This is a genomic window from Aurantiacibacter arachoides (genome assembly GCF_009827335.1).
Classification (GTDB): domain Bacteria; phylum Pseudomonadota; class Alphaproteobacteria; order Sphingomonadales; family Sphingomonadaceae; genus Alteraurantiacibacter; species Alteraurantiacibacter arachoides.
In genome coordinates this window covers 2236722-2253410 of record NZ_WTYH01000001.1, presented here as the reverse complement: position 1 = coordinate 2253410, position 16689 = coordinate 2236722, and the positions used below count along the sequence as shown (strand labels likewise).

Sequence of the window (16689 nt, the reverse complement as noted above, 5' to 3'; positions counted from 1 at the left end):
CCGCAGGGTCGCGAAAAATGCACCGCTTGCCAAGCGGCAATTTGCTGTTTTAGAAAAATGCGTATGGTGATAGGCCGCGCAAAAGCGACCAATAGCAAACGCGTTCGAATGGGCGGGTCAGGTCAGGAGAGGCAGCAAGGATGGATTTCGACCTGAGCGAGCGCCAGCGCGCCATGCGCGACCGGGTGAAGGCCTTCATCGATGCGAAGATCCGCCCGCGCGCAGGCGATTACAAGGCGGCGGCCAGGGCGCAGGACGCGGCCGGAAACCGCTGGCAGCCCAACCCGGTGATCGAGGAACTGAAGCCCGTGGCGCGGGCCGAGGGGCTGTGGAACCTGTTCATGCCGCCGCACGCCGGCCAAGACCATGTCGACGACAGTTTCACCTTCGAGGGTGAGCAACTTTCGAATCTAGAGTATGCCCTGTGTGCCGAGGAAATGGGCCGCGTCTACTGGGCCAGCGAGGTGTTCAACTGCTCCGCCCCCGATACCGGCAACATGGAGGTGATCCACCGTTACGGCACGCGCGAACAGAAGGACCGTTGGCTCGCCCCGCTGATGAATGGCGAGATCCGCAGCGCCTTTCTCATGACAGAGCCCGACGTCGCCTCCTCCGACGCGACCAACATCGAGGCCAGCATCATCAAGGAAGGCAACGGCTGGCTTATCAACGGCCGCAAGTGGTGGAGTAGCGGGGCGGGCGACCCGCGGTGCAAGGTCGCCATCCTCATGGGCAAGTCCGACCCCACAGGCTCGCGCCACGGCAGCCAGTCGATGATCCTGCTGCCGATGGATACGGACGGCGTGACGGTCGAGCGGATGCTGAGCGTCTATGGCTACGACCACGCGCCCCACGGCCACGCAGAGATCAGCCTTTCCAACGTGCGCCTGCCCGCCGATGCCATCCTGCTGGGCGAGGGGCGCGGGTTCGAGATCGCGCAGGGGCGGCTCGGGCCGGGGCGCATCCACCACTGCATGCGCACCATCGGCGTCGCGGAAGAGGCGCTGGAGGCCATGTGCCGCCGCCTCACCAGCCGCGTGGCCTTCGGCAAGTACATTTACCAGCAGAGCGTGTGGGAGGAACGCGTGGCCCGCGCCCGCATCGACATCGAGATGAGCCGCCTGCTGTGCCTCAAGGCCGCCGACATGATGGACCGTGCGGGCAACAAGGCGGCCAGGAACGAGATTGCCATGACCAAGGTGCAGGCGCCCAACATGGCGCTCGCCATTCTCGACGATGCCATCCAGGCGCACGGCGGCGGCGGGGTGAGCAGCGATCACGAGCTCGCCGCGACCTGGGCCAGCGTGCGCACCCTGCGCTTCGCCGACGGACCGGACGAGGTCCACAACCGCGCTATCGCCCGCAACGAATTCGCGAAATACACCGACCTGAAGGCCAGGCCCGGAGCCATTGCATGACCCGCGAAGCCGCAATCGTCTCGACCGCCCGCACGCCCATCGGCAAGGCGCACCGCGGCGCCTTCAACGCCACCATGCCCGACCGGCTGAACGCCCATGTCATCGACGCGGCGCTTGATCGTGCGGGCATCGAGCCCGAACGGATCGCGGACGTCTACTGGGGCTGCGGCAACCAGTACGGGCCGCAGTTCTACAACGTGGGCCGCATGAGCGTGCTGACCAGTCGCCTGCCGCAGAGCGTTCCGGCGATGAGCCTGGACCGCAAGTGCGCCTCCGGCCTCACCACCGTGGCCATGGCCGCACGCGCGATCATGGCGGGCGATGCCGACGTGCTGCTGGCGGGGGGCGGCGAATCCGTATCGCTGACCCTGGTGCCCGGCATGGTTGGCGAAGACTGGAAGTCGCCCAACGTGCTGGAGCACGAGCCCGACGCCTACATGGCGATGATCGAGACTGCCGAGATCGTGGCCAAACGCTACAACGTCTCGCGCGAGGCGCAGGACCGTTTCGCGGCGGAAAGCCAGCAGCGCGCCGCCGCCGCGACCGCATCCGGGCGACTGGCCGAGGAGATCGTGCCGCTGGAAACCGAAAAGGTCATCCGCGCCCGTGACGGCAGCGAGGAAGGCCGCGAGACGCTGACGCTGCAGCACGACGAGGGCATCCGCGGCGACACGACCTACGAGGCGCTCGCCGGCCTCAAGCCCGTGTTCCGCGACGGGGCCAGGGTGAAGGAAGGCCGCTACATCACCGCCGGCAACGCCAGCCAGCTTTCCGATGGCGCGGCGGCACAGGTGCTGATGGACCGCGCCACCGCCGAGGCCGAAGGGCGCGAGGTGCTGGGGGTGTTTCGCGGTTTCCAGGCGGCGGGCTGCGCGCCGGACGAGATGGGCATCGGCCCGGTCTTCGCCATTCCCAAGCTGCTCGACCGCGCCGGATTGACGGTCGCCGACATCGGCCTGTGGGAAATCAACGAGGCGTTCGCCAGCCAGGCGCTCTACTGCCGCGACACGCTCGGCATCGATCCCGAAAGGTTGAACGTCAATGGCGGGGCCATCGCGCTCGGCCATCCTTTCGGCATGACCGGGTCGCGGCTGGTCGGCGCGGCGCTGCTGGAGGCGCGGCGGCGCGGCGAGCGCTATGCCGTCGTCTCCATGTGCGTGGCGGGCGGCATGGGCGCTGCCGGCCTGTTCGAAGTAGTTCCCTGAGGAGCCTTGCCATGAACCTCGACTATACCCCCGAAGAAGAAGCCTTCCGCGAGGAAGTGCGCGCCTTTCTGAGGGCCAAGTTGCCGCAACGCCTGTCGGGCAAGGTGCGTCAAGGCAAGAACCTGACCAAGGCAGACATGGAGGAATGGCACGCCATCCTGAACGAACAGGGCTGGCTAGCGCCCCACTGGCCCGAGCACTACGGCGGCACCGGCTGGTCGGTGATGCAGAAGTTCATCTTCGAGATCGAGGCGGCGGCGGCCCATGCCCCGCGCGTGGTGCCCTTCGGCCTCTCCATGCTCGCCCCCGTGCTCATCAAATACGGCACCGAGGAGCAGCGCCAGCATTACCTGCCGCGCATCCTCGACGGCACCGACTGGTGGTGCCAGGGCTATTCGGAGCCGGGCGCGGGGTCCGATCTCGCCAGTCTGAAGACCAGCGCGGTGCGTGAAGGCGACTATTACGTGGTCAACGGGCAGAAGACCTGGACCACGCTGGGCCAGCACGCCGACTGGATCTTCTGCCTCGTGCGCACGGACAACAGCGGCAAGAAGCAGGAGGGCATTTCCTTCCTGCTGATCGACATGAAGACGCCCGGCATCGAGGTGCGCCCGATCAAGCTGCTCGACGGCGACGAGGAGGTGAACGAAGTCTTCTTCACCGACGTGAAGGTGCCGGTCGAAAATCTTGTCGGCGAGGAGAACAAGGGCTGGACCTACGCCAAGTACCTGCTGACCTACGAGCGCACCAACATCGCCGGGATCGGCGCCAGCATGGCGGCGCTGGAGCAGCTGAAGGACATCGCGCGCACCACGAAGCGCAATGGCACGCTGCTGATCGACGACCCGCTCTTCGCCCAGCGCCTTGCGCGGCTGGAGATCGACCTCGAGAACATGAAGACCACCAACCTGCGCGTGCTCGACGCGGCGGGCAAGGGGGCGGCGCCCACGGCGGAAAGCTCGATGCTGAAGATCCGCGGGACCGAAATCCGCCAGCAGATCGGCGACCTGATGCGCCGCGCGGCGGGCCGCTATGCCCAGCCCTTCGTGGCCGAGGCGCAGGAGGAGGGGTACAACGGCGCGCCCGTGGGGCCGGAATGGTCGGGCACGACATCGTCGGAGTATTTCAACATGCGCAAGCTCTCGATTTTCGGCGGGTCGAACGAGGTGCAGCGCGAGATCATCACCAAGACCATCCTGGAGCTTTAGACCGATGGACTTTTCGATCGGCGAAGACCGCCAGATGCTGGCCGATACCCTCCGGCGGTTCCTGGCGAACGAGGCGGACTGGGAGAAGCGGCTGAAGGTGATCGAGACCGATCACGGTTTCGACCGCGACACCTGGCGGGCCATGGCCGAGCTGGGCGTGCTGGGCGCGCTTTTCAGCGAGGAAGCGGGCGGCTTCGGCGGCACGGCGTTCGATGTCGCGGCGGTGTTCGGCGAGGTCGGGCGTGCGATTGCCACCGGCCCCTGGCTGGCCACGCTGATGGCAGGGCGACTGCTGGCGGCGGCGGGAGAGGGCGACCCGCTCGCCAGCGTAATCGCGGGCGACAAGGTGGTGACCTGGGCGCACCTGCCCGCGCACGATCCGGAGAGCGGCGAGGAGCACGACGTCACCGCTTCGCCGGACGGCGAGGGCTGGACGCTGAGCGGCGCGAAGGGGGTGGTCGATTATCTCAGCGCGGCGGATCTGCTGGTCGTGACAACTGGCGACCGGGCCTTCCTCGTCGATGCCGGTGCGCCGGGCGTGGAGCGCGCCGGATACAGGATGGTCGACGGCGGGTCGGGCGGCGAGCTGCGCCTGTCTAACACCCCCGCGCGCGAATTGTCGGGCGTGGGCGCGGATGCCATCGCCGCGGCCGAGGCCATGGGCGTGGTCGCGCTTGCATGGGAGGGCGTGTCGGTGATGGACCAGCTGCGCGACCAGACGCTCGACTACATGCGCACGCGCAAGCAGTTCGGCGTGCCCATCGGCAAGTTCCAGGCGCTGCAGCACCGCATGGCGACCCTGGCGCTGGAGATCGAGCAGGCCCGCAGCGCCGCGATCAACGTCGCCGCCCGCTTCGACAGCGGCGAGCGCGACAAGAATGCGGCGGCGGCCAAGTACACCCTCGCGCGTGTCGGCTCATTGGCGGCGGAAGAAGCGATCCAGATACACGGCGGTATCGGCATGACGTGGGAGCTGCCACTGTCGCATTACGCCAAGCGCATGGTGATGCTGGGCCACGTTCTGGGGGACGAGGACGAGCACCTGGCGCGCTATATCGAACTGATGCAGGCGGCTTAGGGGCCGAGGCTGGGCAGAAAACGCCTAGTATCCCTCCATCCGCGCCAACCGGTCTGCGTGGTAGTCGGTATCGCCGAACATCTCGGCGAGCACGCGCTGGCGCTTCATGAAGAAGCCGATGTCGTATTCGTCGGTCATGCCGATGCCGCCATGCATCTGCACCGCCTCGCGCACTGCAAGCCCGCTCGCCATGCCGGCCATGGCCTTGGCGACGCTGGCCTCGCGGTCGGCGGTGTCGCTGCCGGCATCGAGCGACTGCTGCGCCTTCAGCGTCGCGGCGCGGGCGACCTCCAGCTCGGAATAGAGATGCGCGGCGCGGTGTTGCAGCGCCTGGTAGCTGCCGATGACGCGCCCGAACTGCCTGCGCTGTTTGAGATAATCGAGCGTCATGGCGCTGGCCCCTTCGGCCACGCCCTGCATCTCCGAGGCCGCGCCGGCGCGCACGCATGAGAGCACGCGATCGAGCACCGCGCGCCCGCCATCGACCTCGCCGATCACCGCGCTGCCGTCCAGCTCCACGCCGTCCAGCGCCACCCGCGCGGCCATGCTGCTGTCGGCCAGCCGCTGGGCGCTGACGGTTACGCCCGCCTGTGTGCGGGGGAGGGCGAACAGCGTCACCCCCTCCTCGTCCGCCTCGCTGCCCGAGGTGCGGGCGGAGACGATCAGCAGGTCTGCCTCGTGCCCGAAGGGGACGAACTGCTTGGCACCGGAAAGGCGGAAGGTATTGCCGTGCCGCTCGGCCTTGAGGGCGACGCGCTCGGGCCGGTGGCGGGCACTCTCGTCGAGCGCCAGCCCCGCCACCACCTCGCCGCGAACAATGCCCGGCAGCCAGGCCACCTGCATCGCTTCGTCCGCCTGCCGCAGCGCTTCCACAGCGCCGACTGCCGTTCCGAGGAAGGGCGAAGGCGTCAGGTTGCGGCCGATCTCTTCCAGCACGATGCCCGCCTCGACATGGCCGAGGCCCAGCCCGCCGTGGGCCTCGTCCACCAGCACGCCGGTGAAGCCCATCTCGGCAAAGCCCTGCCAGACCTCGCGGCTGAAGCCCGCCGGCTCGCCTGCATCGCGCAAGGAACGCAAGTGCGCGACCGGCGCGGTCTCGGCGATGAAGGGGCGCACGGTGTCGGCGAGCATTTCCTGCTCGGGGTCGAGGAACAACGGCATCTCAGGCCTCCGGCAGTTCGAGGATGCGCTTGGCGATGATGTTGAGCTGTATCTCGCTCGTGCCGCCCTCGATGGAATTGGCCTTGCTCCGCAGCCAGGCCCGCGCCGCCGCGCCGCCGTGCGAAGCCTCGCTCTCCCATTCCAGCGCCTCGCTGCCGCCCGCAGCCATCAGCAGTTCGTGACGGTCCTTGTTGAGTTCGGTGCCGAGGTATTTCATCATCGAGGCCTGCGCTGGGTGGACGCTGCCCGCCTTCAACCGGTCCATGAACCGCTCGCTCATCGCGGCAAAGGCGTGGCTGCGCACCTCGAACAGCGCGATGCGCGCGCGCAGCACGGGATCGTCGAGCCGGCCTTCAGCGTCACGACCCGCGCGGCGCAGGGCGCGTTCGGGCAGCGAGGGGCCGAGCGCCCGCCCGCCCATGCCGGAGATCATCTCGCGTTCGTGGCCGAGCAGGTACTTGGCGACGCTCCAGCCGTCGTTGACCGCGCCCAGCACCTGGTCCTTCGGCACCACCACGTCGTCGAAGAACGTCTCGCAAAAGGGCGAATTGCCGCTGATGAGCCGGATGGGTTTGGTCGAAACGCCCGGCGTTTCCATGTCGAACAACAGGAAGGAAATGCCGCGCTGCTTGGCCGCCGCATCGGTGCGCACGAGGCAGAAGATCCAGTCGGCCTGGTCGGCGTAGCTGGTCCAGACCTTTTGCCCGTTGACGAGGAAGTGGTCGCCCCTGTCCTCCGCCCGCGTGGCGAGGCTGGCGAGATCGGACCCGGCGTTGGGCTCGCTGTAACCCTGGCACCAGCGGATCTCTCCGCGGGCAATCTTCGGCAGATGCTCCAGCCTCTGTTTTTCCGTGCCGTATTTCAGCAGCGCCGGACCGAGCATGGAAATGCCGAAGCTCTCGAGCGGCTTGCGGCAGCCGAGCGAGGCTATTTCCTGCCGCAGCACCTTTGCCTCGGCCGGCGACAACCCGCCGCCGCCGTATTCGCGCGGCCAGTCGGGCACGGTCCAGCAGCGTTCCGCCATGACCGCTAGCCAGCGCCGCTGCGCCTCGCTCTGGAAGGTCCACGTGCGCCCGCCCCAGCACACGTCCTTCTCGCTGCGCATCGGCTCGCGCATTTCCGGCGGACAGTTCTCCTCCAGCCAGGCGCGGGTTTCGCGGCGGAATTGCTCCAGATCGTCAGCCATTGAAGCGCCCGCCGCTCGCCGCCTTGTCGCGCAGAAGCTGGCTGACGTGCACGTCCGGCATCCGCGCGGCATGGCGCTCCAGCCCGGCCAGAACCTTGTCCAGCCCGATGGTGTCGGCCCAGAACATCGGCCCGCCGGTATGCGGCGGCCAGCCGTAGCCGTTGACCCAGACCGTATCGATGTCGCCCGCGCGCTGGGCCACGCCTTCCTCCAGGATCAGCGCGCCCTCGTTGACCATGGGGTAGAGCAGCCGCTCGCGGATCTCGTCGTCGGTAATCTCGCGCTTTTCGTTGCCCGACCGCGCGGCGAAGTCCCGGATCACCGCATTCGCCGCCTCGGACGGGGTGCGCTGGCGATCCGCGCCGTAGTCGTAGAAGCCACCGCCGGCCTTCTGCCCGCGCCGCCCTTGTTCGCACAGGACCTCGCGCACGGTGGCGCTGCTGGTCGTGTCCGGATCCCAGCCGATGTCGAGCCCGGCGAGGTCGGCCATCTGGAACGGGCCCATGGGGAAGCCGAAGCCGAGCAGCACCTGGTCCACCTGCGCGGGCAGCGCGCCTTCCATCAACAAGGCGTTCGCCTGATCCTGCCGCGCGCCCAGCATGCGGTTGCCGATGAACCCGTGGCACACCCCCGAAACGACCGCGACCTTGCCGATCTTGCGCGCCAGATCCATCGCGGTGGCCAGCACCTCGGGGCTCGTCGCATCGCCGCGCACGACCTCCAGCAGGCGCATGATGTTAGCGGGCGAGAAGAAGTGCAGGCCCAGCACCTGCTCGGGCCGGCTGGTGCAGGCGGCGATTGCGTTCACGTCGAGGTAGCTGGTGTTGGAGGCGAGGATGGCCTCCGGCTTGCAGATGGCGTCCAGCTGGCCGAACACGTCCTTCTTTATGGCCATCAGCTCGAACACCGCCTCGATCACCAAGTCGCAGTCGGCCAGCGCCGCCATGTCGAGCACGGGGGTAAGGCGGCCCATGGCGGCCTCGACCTGTTCGGCGGTCATCCGGCCCTTGCGCGCGGTCGCCTCGTAATTCTTGCGCATGATCGCCGTGCCGCGGTCGAGCGCATCCTGCTGGCGCTCCACCATGACGACGTCGTAGCCCGCGGTGAGGAAGTTCATGGCGATGCCGCCGCCCATGGTGCCCGCGCCGATCACGCCCACCTTGCGGATGGGCAGCGGCAGCACGTCCTTGCCCACACCGTCGATCTTGCCCGCCTGCCGCTCGGCGAAGAAGACGTGTCGCAGCGCCCTGGACTGGTCGCCGTTCACCAGCTCCATGAAGAATTCGCGCTCCTTGGCGATGCCCTCGTCGTAGGGCAGCCGCGTGGCGAGCTCGACCGCCTCGATGCATTTCGCGGGTGCATCAAGACCCTTGAGACGGCGGCCATGTTCGGCGCGGAATGTGTTGAACACGTTTGCGTCGTAGTCGCCAATGCGGTCGGTGCGGCGGCTGGAGACGGGATGCTCGGCGCGGCCCGCCATCTCGCGGGCAAAGGCGATCGCTTCGTCGCGCAGGGCCTCGGGCGCGACAATCCTGTCGACGAGGCCGATCTCCTGCGCCTTTTGCGCCGAGACGGGATTGCCGGTGACGATGATGGGCAGTGCTTCTTCCACGCCCACCACGCGCGGCAGGCGCTGGGTGCCGCCGGCGCCGGGAAGGATGCCGATCTTCACTTCCGGCAGGCCGATCTTCGCGCCCGGCACCGCGATGCGGTAGTTGCAGCCCAGCGCAATTTCACACCCGCCGCCGAGCGCCGTGCCGTTGAGCGCGATGACCACGGGCTTGGGAAGGTCTTCAATGGCGTCGATCAGTTCGGGCAGGGTGGGATGGACGGGGGCCGAGCCAAATTCGGTGATGTCCGCGCCGCCGGAAAACATGCGCCCCTCTGCGCGGATTACCACAGCCTCGATCGCGTCGTCCGTCGCTGCATCGGCGATGGCCGCGGCCATCGCGTTCCTGACCTCGGTCGAGAAGGCGTTGACCGGCGGGTTGTCGAGGGTGACGACGAGGACGTTGCCCTCACGCTGCGTGGTGACCTTGGACATGCGTTCTCCGATGCTCGTACATTTCTGCAATTTGCATACCGTGTTTTCAGACAAGCGCGCAAGCGGCTTGGCTGGACCGGCGTTATCGCCTCGGCGCACCGGGAGGGCGGGTGACCGGGTGAGAGCTCGACAGGCCGCCGTCCACCGCCATGACATGGCCGTTGACGTAACTTGCCGCATCGGATGCGAGGAATAACGCTGCCCGGGCGATCTCGCCCGGCTCGCCGCCGCGGCCGAGCGGGTTGAGCAGGCCGATCTGGTCTTCGAGCCCCCTGGCGCGGGCGCTGTCGTACAAGGGCGCGGTCATCCCGGTTTCGATCAGGCCCGGCGCAACACCGTTGACCCGCACCCCGGTGCCGGCGAGCTGCTGGGCGGCGGTTTGCACCAGGTTGATGACGCCGGCCTTGGAGGCGGAGTAGGGCGCCGGACCGGCTCCGGACCTGAGGCCCGCGACAGAAGCGGTGCACACGATCGCCCCGCCGCCCGATGCCTCTATGGCGGGCGCGGCGTGCTTGACCGCGAGAAACGGCCCGACGAGATTGACGCGCAGCACTTCCATCCAGTTCGCCGCATCGCTGTCGAAGAAGCCGCCGCGCGCGGTGCCGGTGATGCCGGCGTTGGCGAAGAAAACATGCAGCGCCCCGAAGTCGTCCTGCGCGCGGGCGACCAGAGCGACCACGTCCGCCTCCTCGCCCGCGTCGCCAGTCATGGCGATCGCTTCGCCGCCGGCAGAGCGCACGGCCTCGGCCGCGTCCTCGACAATTTCCGACCGGTCGAAGCAGATGACCCGCGCACCCTCGGCGGCGAACACCAGGGCGCTCGCCCGCCCAATGCCACTGGCGGCGCCGGTGATGCAGGCGACCTTGCCCGCCAGAGCCCCCGAACGCGCGCCGATCAAATGCCCGCCCCGATGGTCACGCCGCCATCGATCACCAGCTTCTGCCCGGTCATCCAGGCGCCCGCCTCACTGGCGAGATAGACCGCGGCGCCGGCGATATCGCGCGGCTCGCCCAGCCGCTTCATCGGCGTGGCAGCGGCAGTGCGGTCGTGGACCTTCTGGTCCTCCCACAGCGCGCGGGCGAAGTCGGTCTTCACGACGCCGGGCGCGATGGCATTGATGCGGATGTTGTCCTTGCCGACCTCCACCGCGTAGTTTCTCACCAGCTGGAAATCGGCGGCTTTGGATATGTTGTAGGCCCCGATCATCGCCGATCCGCGCAGGCCGCCGATGCTGGACACCACGATGATCGCCCCGCCGCCGCTGGCTCGCATATCGGGCAGGGCGAGCTGGATCAGCCAGTGGTTGGACAGCACGTTGTTGTCGAGGATCTTGCGGAACTGTTCGTCGCTGATGCCGTCCATCGAGCCGTAGTAGGGATTGCTCGCCGCGTTGCAGACCAGCACGTCGATCGGGCCGAGCAGTTCGCGGGTCTTTACAGCGAGGTTTTGCAGCGCCGCCTTCTCGGAAATGCTGGCGGCAATGGCGACGGCACGGCCCTCGCCATGCTGTGCGTTGATGGCGGCGGCCACCTCCTCGCAGGCGTCCTGCTTGCGGCTGGAGATGACGACCCGCGCGCCATGGGCGGCCATCTCCTCGGCAATGGCGCGGCCGATCCCGCGCGAGGACCCGGTGACGACGGCGACCTTGCCCGTCAGATCGAACAGCGACATGCGGCTTTCTCCCTTGATCGTATCTATGAAAATCAGGCGCCCGCCCGCTCGGCGAATTTCAGCGCCTGCGCGGCCAGCGGCTCGACCATGGCGGCCTTGGCGGCGGCGGCCCCGCTCGAGGCGTTGCCATCGATGATGCGCTTCTTGATGCCCTGCAGGATGCCGACGAGGCGGAACAGGTTGTAGGCGAAATACCAGTTCATGTCGGGCACCGATGTGCGACCCGTCGCAGCGCAATAGTGCTCCGTCACCGCCTCCAGCGAGGGGATGCCGAGCGCGGCGAGGTCCAGCCCGCCAATTTGTGCGTTCGCGCCGGTGCGCGGCAGGGCCCAGTTCATCGCGAGGTAGGTGAAATCCGCCAGCGGATCGCCCAGCGTCGACAGTTCCCAGTCGAGAATGGCGCGCACCTGCGGGCCATCGGGCGCGTAGATCAGGTTGTCGATGCGGTAGTCGCCGTGGATTACGCTGGTGCGCTCCTGCACCGGAACGGTGGCGGGGAGCCATGCGATCAGCCGCTCCACGGCGGGCAGTTCGTCGGTCTGCGCGGCGCGGTACTGCCTGGTCCAGCGGGCCACCTGCCGCTCGAAATAGTTGCCCGGCGCGCCGTAATCCGCCAGCCCCGCCTGAGCCGGATCGACCGCGTGCAGCCGGGCGAGGGCATCGACCATGGCGCGGTAGACGGGCGCTCGCTCGTCTGTCGCCAGTTCGGGCAGGGCACCGTCCCAGAAGGTGCGCCCCTCCACCAGCTGCATGACGTAGAACGGCGCGCCGATGACGGTGTCGTCCTCGCACAGGGCCACCGGCCGCGCGACCGGCAGGCCGAGCGGATGCAGCGCGCCGATCAGGCGATACTCGCGTTCCACCGCATGGGCGCTGGGCAAGATAGGTCCGAACGGCTTGCGGCGAAGGACGAAATCCTGCCGACCGATCGCCAGGCGATAGGTGGGATTGGACTGGCCGCCCGCGAACTTGTCCAGCGACAGGTCCTGCGCGGCGATGGCGCCCGCGATACCGTCATGGTCCATGTGCGTGGCCAGCCAGTCGGTCAGCCTAGGGCCGTCGAGATCCGCGAAACGCCCCGCTGCGGTATCGTCACCCATGTCGCTTCGTCCGTGTCATACAGGATACCATACGTTCGAATTGCGATGGCGCACAAGGCGAAACATCGCTTGGCGCGTGCCCGCGAATGGGGCATGGAACGGGCATGGCAGCCAAATCCGCAGAACGCGCTTCCACCGACGCGAAGGGCCCCGGGCAGGTCGACCGCCGCGACCGCTACGAGCGCAAGCGCGATGCGCTGCTGGGCGCGGCCACCACGCTCATCAACGATCGCGGCGCCAAGGCGACCACGCTGCAGGCCGTGTCGCAGGCGGTGCAGCTCAGCACCACCAGCGTCACCTATTACTTCCCGCGCAAGGACGTGCTGGCCGCCGCGGTGTTCGAACGCGCGATGGAGCGGCTGCGCGCCATGGTCGACACGGCGGCACAGCAACCGACTCCGCGCGAACGGGTGAGCTGCCTGCTGGCGCTGCACGTTCGGCTGCGCGCCGATGTCATCCGCGGCCGCGACGTGCCCATCGCCACCCTGTCCGAGGTTCGCACGCTGGACGAGGACATCCGCCGCCCGCTGCTCGACCAGTATGTCGACCTGTTCCGCGCTACCCGCGCGCTGTGGGGGGAATTTCCCACCCGCGACAAGCCCCTGATGACGGCGCGCGCGCACCTGTTGCAGGAAACCGTCTTCTGGCTGCCGGTATGGCTGACGCGCTTTCCCATCGACGAGTTTCGGCGCGTTCATGCGCAGCTGTTCGACCTGCTGGAAAACGGGCTCGCCATGCCGGGCACCCGCTGGTCGCCCGCGCCCCTGCCGCCGGGCAGCGATCAGGGCGAGCAAACCGATGCCGAGAGCGTGCCGGGCGGATCGGGGGTGCCCAATTTCCTCGGCGTCGCGACGCGGCTGATCAACGAGGCCGGCTATCGCGGGGCGTCGGTCGTGAAAATCGTGGACGAGCTGGAGGTGACGAAGGGCAGCTTCTACCACCACCTTGACGCCAAGGACGACCTCATCCTCGAATGCTTTCGCCGCAGCTTCAAGCGGATTTCCACCGTGCAATGCGCGGCGCAGCGCGTCGGCGCGACGCAGTGGGAGCACCTGGAGGCGACGATGGCCACCTTGATGGACCTGCAATTCGAAGGCGAGTTTCCACTCACCCGCACCTCCGCTCTCCAGGCCCTGCCGTTGGAGGTGCGCGCCGATGTCGTCGCCCGGTCCGACCGCACTGCGCTGCGGTATGGCAACACGCTGATCGAAGGTGCGCAGGAAGGCTCCATCCGCCTGGTGAACCCGCTGATCGCCAGCCAGACAATCGCCGCCATGCTCAATTCGGCCTACGACCTCAGGAACTGGGCGGCCGGGATGGACCGGGCATCGGCGATCCGCCTCTACGCCTCGTGCCTGACGCGGGGGCTGTTCGCCGATCCCGCCGCCATCCTGGGCGAGGCGTGAGCCTGACCGCGCGGATCGTCGCGGGCGAGGACGGCATGGCCTGCTCGCTGTTCATCGGTGCCGACGGGGGCGGCATGGCGCAGGCGGCCATGCGCGATGCGTTCTCGCCGGAGGCCATCGGCGTCGATGCCGCCCTGCGCGCGCGGCTGGTCGAGACGCTTACGGAACCGGCCTTACCCTTATGAGGAGAAAACACTGATGAAAGCCCTGCTCTCCACTGCGCCCGGCGGCCCCGAAACGCTCGCGCTGACAGAGATCGACGCGCCCGTGGCCGGCAAGGGCCAGCTCGGCGTGCGCGTGCTTGCCTGCGCGATCAATTACCCGGACGTGCTGATCATCGAGGACAAGTACCAGATGCGCCCGCCACGCCCCTTCGCGCCCGGTGCCGAGATCGCTGGCGAGGTGATGGCGGTGGGTGAGGGAGTGGGGGGCTGGGAGGTGGGCGACCGCCTGATCGCCGTCACCGGCTTTGGCGGTCTGGTGGAGCAGATGGTCGTGGACGCGGCGCGCGCGTTCCGCCTGCCCGACGGTGCGGACCCGGTGGCCGGATCGGCGTTGCTGATGACCTATGCCACCACCATCCACGCGCTGAAGGATCGCGGGCAACTGGCGGCCGGACAGTCGCTGCTGGTGCTGGGCGCGGCGGGCGGCGTGGGGCTGGCGGCGGTGGAGATCGGCAAGGCCATGGGCGCGCGCGTCGTCGCTGCCGTTTCCAGCGAAGACAAGGCCGAGGCCGCCCGGGCCGCCGGGGCCGATGCCACCATGCTCTATGGCCGCGCCCCGTTTGACAAGGAGGCAAGCCGCGCGCTGGCCGAGGCCTTCAAGGACGCGGTGGGGCCGGGCGGGGCGGACGTGATCTACGATCCGGTCGGCGGCGACTACTGCGAGCCGGCGCTGCGGAGCATCGCGTGGGAAGGGCGCTATCTGGTGGTCGGCTTCCCGGCGGGCATTCCCAGGCTGCCGCTCAACCTGACGCTGCTGAAAAGCTGCGACGTGCGCGGGGTGTTCTGGGGCGGCTTCGCCGTGCGCGACCCGGCGGCGAACGCGGCCCATGTCGCGCAGTTGCTGGACTGGTGGCAGGCGGGCACGATCACCCCGCGTATCGACCGCACCTATCCCCTGGCCGAGGGCGGCGCGGCGATCCGCCACCTTGCCGAGCGGCGCGCCGTGGGCAAGGTGGTGGTAAGGATAGCCTAGCATACTAGCCGTTCGGCTTCTCTCCGTCGCAAGGGGACGCGCTACATTCCCGACCTTCAGAAATGCCTGTTGCCCGATCGCGCAAGGTAGGCAATGCTCGCGGTGTCAGCGATTCCGAGCAGCGAATCGCGGCAGGGAGAGATAATGCGCAATCGCTTCACGCAGATGGTCGGTGTCGAGCATCCGATCATGATGGGCGGGATGCAGTGGGTGGGCCGCGCGCCGCTGGTCGCCGCCGTCGCCGAAGCTGGCGCGCTGGCCGTGCTGACCGCGCTGACCCAGCCCACGCCCGAAGACCTGACGCGCGAGATCGCCAATGTGCGCGAGCGGACGGACAAGCCCTTCGGCGTCAACCTCACCATCCTGCCGACGATGCAGCCGCCGCCCTATGCCGAGTATCGCCGCGCCATCATCGAGGCGGGCATCACCGTGGTCGAGACCGCCGGCCACCGCCCGCAGGAGCACGTCGACGACTTCAGGGCGAACGGCGTCAAGGTCATCCACAAGTGCACCGCGGTGCGCCACGCGCTCTCCGCCCAGCGGATGGGGGTGGACGTCATCTCCATCGACGGGTTCGAATGCGCCGGCCATCCGGGGGAGGATGACATCGGCGGGCTGGTGCTGATCCCGGCGGCGGCCGATGCGCTCGACATTCCCATCATCGCCAGCGGCGGCATCGCCGACGGGCGCGGGCTGGTCGCCGCCATGGCGCTGGGAGCGGAGGGGGTGAACATGGGGACCCGCTTCCTCGCCACGCAGGAGTGCGCGATCCACGAGAACGTAAAGGACACAATCGTCGCCAGTACGGAGCGGGACACCAACCTCATCTTCCGCAAGCTGCACAACACCGCGCGCGTGGGCCGCAACAGCGTGTCGGACGAGGTCGTGGCGCTGCTCGACCGGCCCGATGCCGCGTTCGCCGACGTGGCGCACCTGGTGGCGGGTGCGAAGGGGCGCTCGGTCATGGAGAGCGGCGACATGGGCGCCGGCCTCTACTGGGCGGGCATGGCGCAGGGCCTGATCCACGACGTGCCCACGGTGGCCGAACTGGTGGACCGTATCATGACCGAGGCGCGGGACGTCGCCGCCCGCCGCCTGCCCGCGCTGCTGGAAAACGCCGGATGACCGATTTCAAGACGCTCGACCTGACGATGGACGGCGGCCTCGCGGTCGCGACCTTCAACCGGCCGGAGGCGATGAACACCTTCAATCCCGCCATGATCGCGGACCTGCTGGCGCTGTTCGACCTGACCGATGCGGATGACGGCGTGCGCGCGGTGATCCTCACCGGATCGGGCCGCGCCTTTTGCGCCGGGGCCGACCTGTCGGGCGGGGAAGACACCTTCGATTACGACAAGCGTGGCCAGACCGAAGATATTGGCGGGCCGGACCGCGACGGCGGCGGCATGGTCACGCTGCGCATCTTTCGCAGCCTGAAGCCCGTGCTCGCCGCCTCCAACGGCGCGGCGGTAGGCATCGGAGCGACGATGCAGCTGGCGATGGACTGGCGCGTGGCCGCCACCGATTCCCGGTATGGCTTCGTCTTCGCCCGGCGCGGGGTGACGCCGGAAGCCTGCTCCGGCTGGTTCCTGCCGCGGCTGGTGGGGGTGCCCAAGGCGCTCGACTGGACATACTCGGGCCGCGTGTTCGGCGCGGAAGAGGCGCTGGCGGCGGGTCTCGTGCAATCGCTCCATGCGCCGGGCGCGCTACTCGACGCGGCGAAGGACAAGGCACTGGAAATGACCGCCAGCTCCGCGCCCGTCTCGGTCGCGCTCGCCCGCCAGCTGATGTGGCAGGGGATGACCATGGCGCACCCGATGGACATGCACCGCGTCGACAGCCGTGTCTTCGCCGCCCGCGGGCGCGGCAACGACGTGCGCGAGGGCATCGCCGCCTTCCGCGAAAAGCGCGAGGCCAGCTATCCCGACACCGTGTCCGCCGCCATGCCGCTGATGGACTGGGCGGCGGAGCCGGATTTCCGATGATGCCTTTTGCCCGGCGCCGCCCCGACCCAC

15 protein-coding genes are annotated in these 16689 nt (G+C 68.4%); 9 read left to right on the top strand and 6 right to left on the bottom strand.

The features are described from left to right. Positions 1 to 140: 140 nt before the first annotated feature. Genes GRI62_RS11030 through GRI62_RS11015 form a run of 4 tightly spaced genes read left to right on the top strand, consistent with a single transcriptional unit; the run spans position 141 to position 4909 of the window. Entirely contained in the window at positions 141 to 1418 is a 1278-nt protein-coding gene (locus tag GRI62_RS11030; RefSeq protein ID WP_131453387.1) for an acyl-CoA dehydrogenase family protein, read from the top strand. Beyond that, positions 1415 to 2623, top strand: a complete 1209-nt coding sequence (locus GRI62_RS11025; protein ID WP_131453386.1) for a thiolase family protein — start codon at positions 1415 to 1417, stop codon at positions 2621 to 2623. Before GRI62_RS11030 ends, GRI62_RS11025 begins: the two co-directional genes overlap by 4 nt. Before the next feature lie 11 nt (positions 2624 to 2634). Continuing rightward, complete coding sequence (locus GRI62_RS11020) at positions 2635 to 3831, top strand: acyl-CoA dehydrogenase family protein (RefSeq protein ID WP_131453385.1); 1197 nt, start codon at positions 2635 to 2637, stop codon at positions 3829 to 3831. Between the two features lie 4 nt (positions 3832 to 3835). Continuing rightward, complete coding sequence (locus GRI62_RS11015; RefSeq protein ID WP_131453384.1) at positions 3836 to 4909, top strand: acyl-CoA dehydrogenase family protein; 1074 nt, start codon at positions 3836 to 3838, stop codon at positions 4907 to 4909. Positions 4910 to 4933: 24 nt separating this feature from the next. On the opposite strand, the gene GRI62_RS11010 is transcribed toward GRI62_RS11015, so the two are convergent. The 6 genes from GRI62_RS11010 to GRI62_RS10985 all read right to left on the bottom strand — a co-directional run bounded on the left by GRI62_RS11010 (position 4934) and on the right by GRI62_RS10985 (position 12071). Next, positions 4934 to 6070 (bottom strand): acyl-CoA dehydrogenase family protein, encoded by a 1137-nt coding sequence (locus tag GRI62_RS11010; RefSeq protein ID WP_131453383.1) that lies wholly within the window; start codon positions 6068 to 6070, stop codon positions 4934 to 4936. A gap of 1 nt (position 6071) precedes the next feature. Beyond that, entirely contained in the window at positions 6072 to 7256 is a 1185-nt protein-coding gene (locus GRI62_RS11005) for an acyl-CoA dehydrogenase family protein (protein WP_131453382.1), read from the bottom strand. Further along, positions 7249 to 9300 carry a 3-hydroxyacyl-CoA dehydrogenase NAD-binding domain-containing protein gene (locus tag GRI62_RS11000; protein WP_131453381.1) on the bottom strand — a complete coding sequence of 684 codons (2052 nt, stop codon included), beginning with the start codon at positions 9298 to 9300 and terminating at the stop codon, positions 7249 to 7251. The genes GRI62_RS11005 and GRI62_RS11000 overlap by 8 nt, the downstream gene beginning before the upstream one ends. Before the next feature lie 82 nt (positions 9301 to 9382). Further along, the gene (locus tag GRI62_RS10995) at positions 9383 to 10198 is read right to left on the bottom strand and encodes an SDR family NAD(P)-dependent oxidoreductase (RefSeq protein WP_199799931.1); all 816 of its coding nucleotides are present in this window, start codon (positions 10196 to 10198) and stop codon (positions 9383 to 9385) included. Beyond that, a complete protein-coding gene (locus GRI62_RS10990; protein ID WP_131453380.1) occupies positions 10195 to 10971 on the bottom strand; it encodes an SDR family NAD(P)-dependent oxidoreductase in 777 nt (258 codons plus the stop codon). Before GRI62_RS10990 ends, GRI62_RS10995 begins: the two co-directional genes overlap by 4 nt. Positions 10972 to 11003: 32 nt before the next feature. Further along, positions 11004 to 12071, bottom strand: a complete 1068-nt coding sequence (locus tag GRI62_RS10985) for a phosphotransferase family protein (RefSeq protein ID WP_373283026.1) — start codon at positions 12069 to 12071, stop codon at positions 11004 to 11006. Between the two features lie 104 nt (positions 12072 to 12175). On the opposite strand from GRI62_RS10985, the gene GRI62_RS10980 reads away from it, so the two are divergent. The 5 genes from GRI62_RS10980 to GRI62_RS10960 all read left to right on the top strand — a co-directional run bounded on the left by GRI62_RS10980 (position 12176) and on the right by GRI62_RS10960 (position 16659). Beyond that, entirely contained in the window at positions 12176 to 13477 is a 1302-nt protein-coding gene (locus GRI62_RS10980; protein ID WP_131453379.1) for a TetR/AcrR family transcriptional regulator, read from the top strand. After that, positions 13474 to 13662, top strand: coding sequence for a hypothetical protein (locus tag GRI62_RS10975; RefSeq protein ID WP_131453378.1), 189 nt, complete (start codon positions 13474 to 13476; stop codon positions 13660 to 13662). The genes GRI62_RS10980 and GRI62_RS10975 overlap by 4 nt, the downstream gene beginning before the upstream one ends. 13 nt (positions 13663 to 13675) lie before the next feature. Further along, positions 13676 to 14674 (top strand): NADPH:quinone oxidoreductase family protein, encoded by a 999-nt coding sequence (locus GRI62_RS10970; protein ID WP_188669396.1) that lies wholly within the window; start codon positions 13676 to 13678, stop codon positions 14672 to 14674. Positions 14675 to 14818: 144 nt separating this feature from the next. After that, positions 14819 to 15799, top strand: coding sequence for an NAD(P)H-dependent flavin oxidoreductase (locus GRI62_RS10965; RefSeq protein WP_131453377.1), 981 nt, complete (start codon positions 14819 to 14821; stop codon positions 15797 to 15799). Beyond that, a complete protein-coding gene (locus GRI62_RS10960; protein WP_131453376.1) occupies positions 15796 to 16659 on the top strand; it encodes an enoyl-CoA hydratase-related protein in 864 nt (287 codons plus the stop codon). Before GRI62_RS10965 ends, GRI62_RS10960 begins: the two co-directional genes overlap by 4 nt. Positions 16660 to 16689: the final 30 nt, after the last annotated feature.

Excerpts from the sequence above, each read along its gene's own strand:
- GRI62_RS11030 (WP_131453387.1), top strand. The coding sequence starts at position 141 with ATGGATTTCGACCTGAGCGAGCGCCAGCGCGCCATGCGCGACCGGGTG.
- GRI62_RS11025 (WP_131453386.1), top strand. The coding sequence starts at position 1,415 with ATGACCCGCGAAGCCGCAATCGTCTCGACCGCCCGCACGCCCATCGGC.
- GRI62_RS11020 (WP_131453385.1), top strand. The coding sequence starts at position 2,635 with ATGAACCTCGACTATACCCCCGAAGAAGAAGCCTTCCGCGAGGAAGTG.
- GRI62_RS11015 (WP_131453384.1), top strand. The coding sequence starts at position 3,836 with ATGGACTTTTCGATCGGCGAAGACCGCCAGATGCTGGCCGATACCCTC.
- GRI62_RS11010 (WP_131453383.1), bottom strand. The coding sequence starts at position 6,070 with ATGCCGTTGTTCCTCGACCCCGAGCAGGAAATGCTCGCCGACACCGTG.
- GRI62_RS11005 (WP_131453382.1), bottom strand. The coding sequence starts at position 7,256 with ATGGCTGACGATCTGGAGCAATTCCGCCGCGAAACCCGCGCCTGGCTG.
- GRI62_RS11000 (WP_131453381.1), bottom strand. The coding sequence starts at position 9,300 with ATGTCCAAGGTCACCACGCAGCGTGAGGGCAACGTCCTCGTCGTCACC.
- GRI62_RS10990 (WP_131453380.1), bottom strand. The coding sequence starts at position 10,971 with ATGTCGCTGTTCGATCTGACGGGCAAGGTCGCCGTCGTCACCGGGTCC.
- GRI62_RS10985 (WP_373283026.1), bottom strand. The coding sequence starts at position 12,071 with ATGGGTGACGATACCGCAGCGGGGCGTTTCGCGGATCTCGACGGCCCT.
- GRI62_RS10980 (WP_131453379.1), top strand. The coding sequence starts at position 12,176 with ATGGCAGCCAAATCCGCAGAACGCGCTTCCACCGACGCGAAGGGCCCC.
- GRI62_RS10970 (WP_188669396.1), top strand. The coding sequence starts at position 13,676 with ATGAAAGCCCTGCTCTCCACTGCGCCCGGCGGCCCCGAAACGCTCGCG.
- GRI62_RS10965 (WP_131453377.1), top strand. The coding sequence starts at position 14,819 with ATGCGCAATCGCTTCACGCAGATGGTCGGTGTCGAGCATCCGATCATG.
- GRI62_RS10960 (WP_131453376.1), top strand. The coding sequence starts at position 15,796 with ATGACCGATTTCAAGACGCTCGACCTGACGATGGACGGCGGCCTCGCG.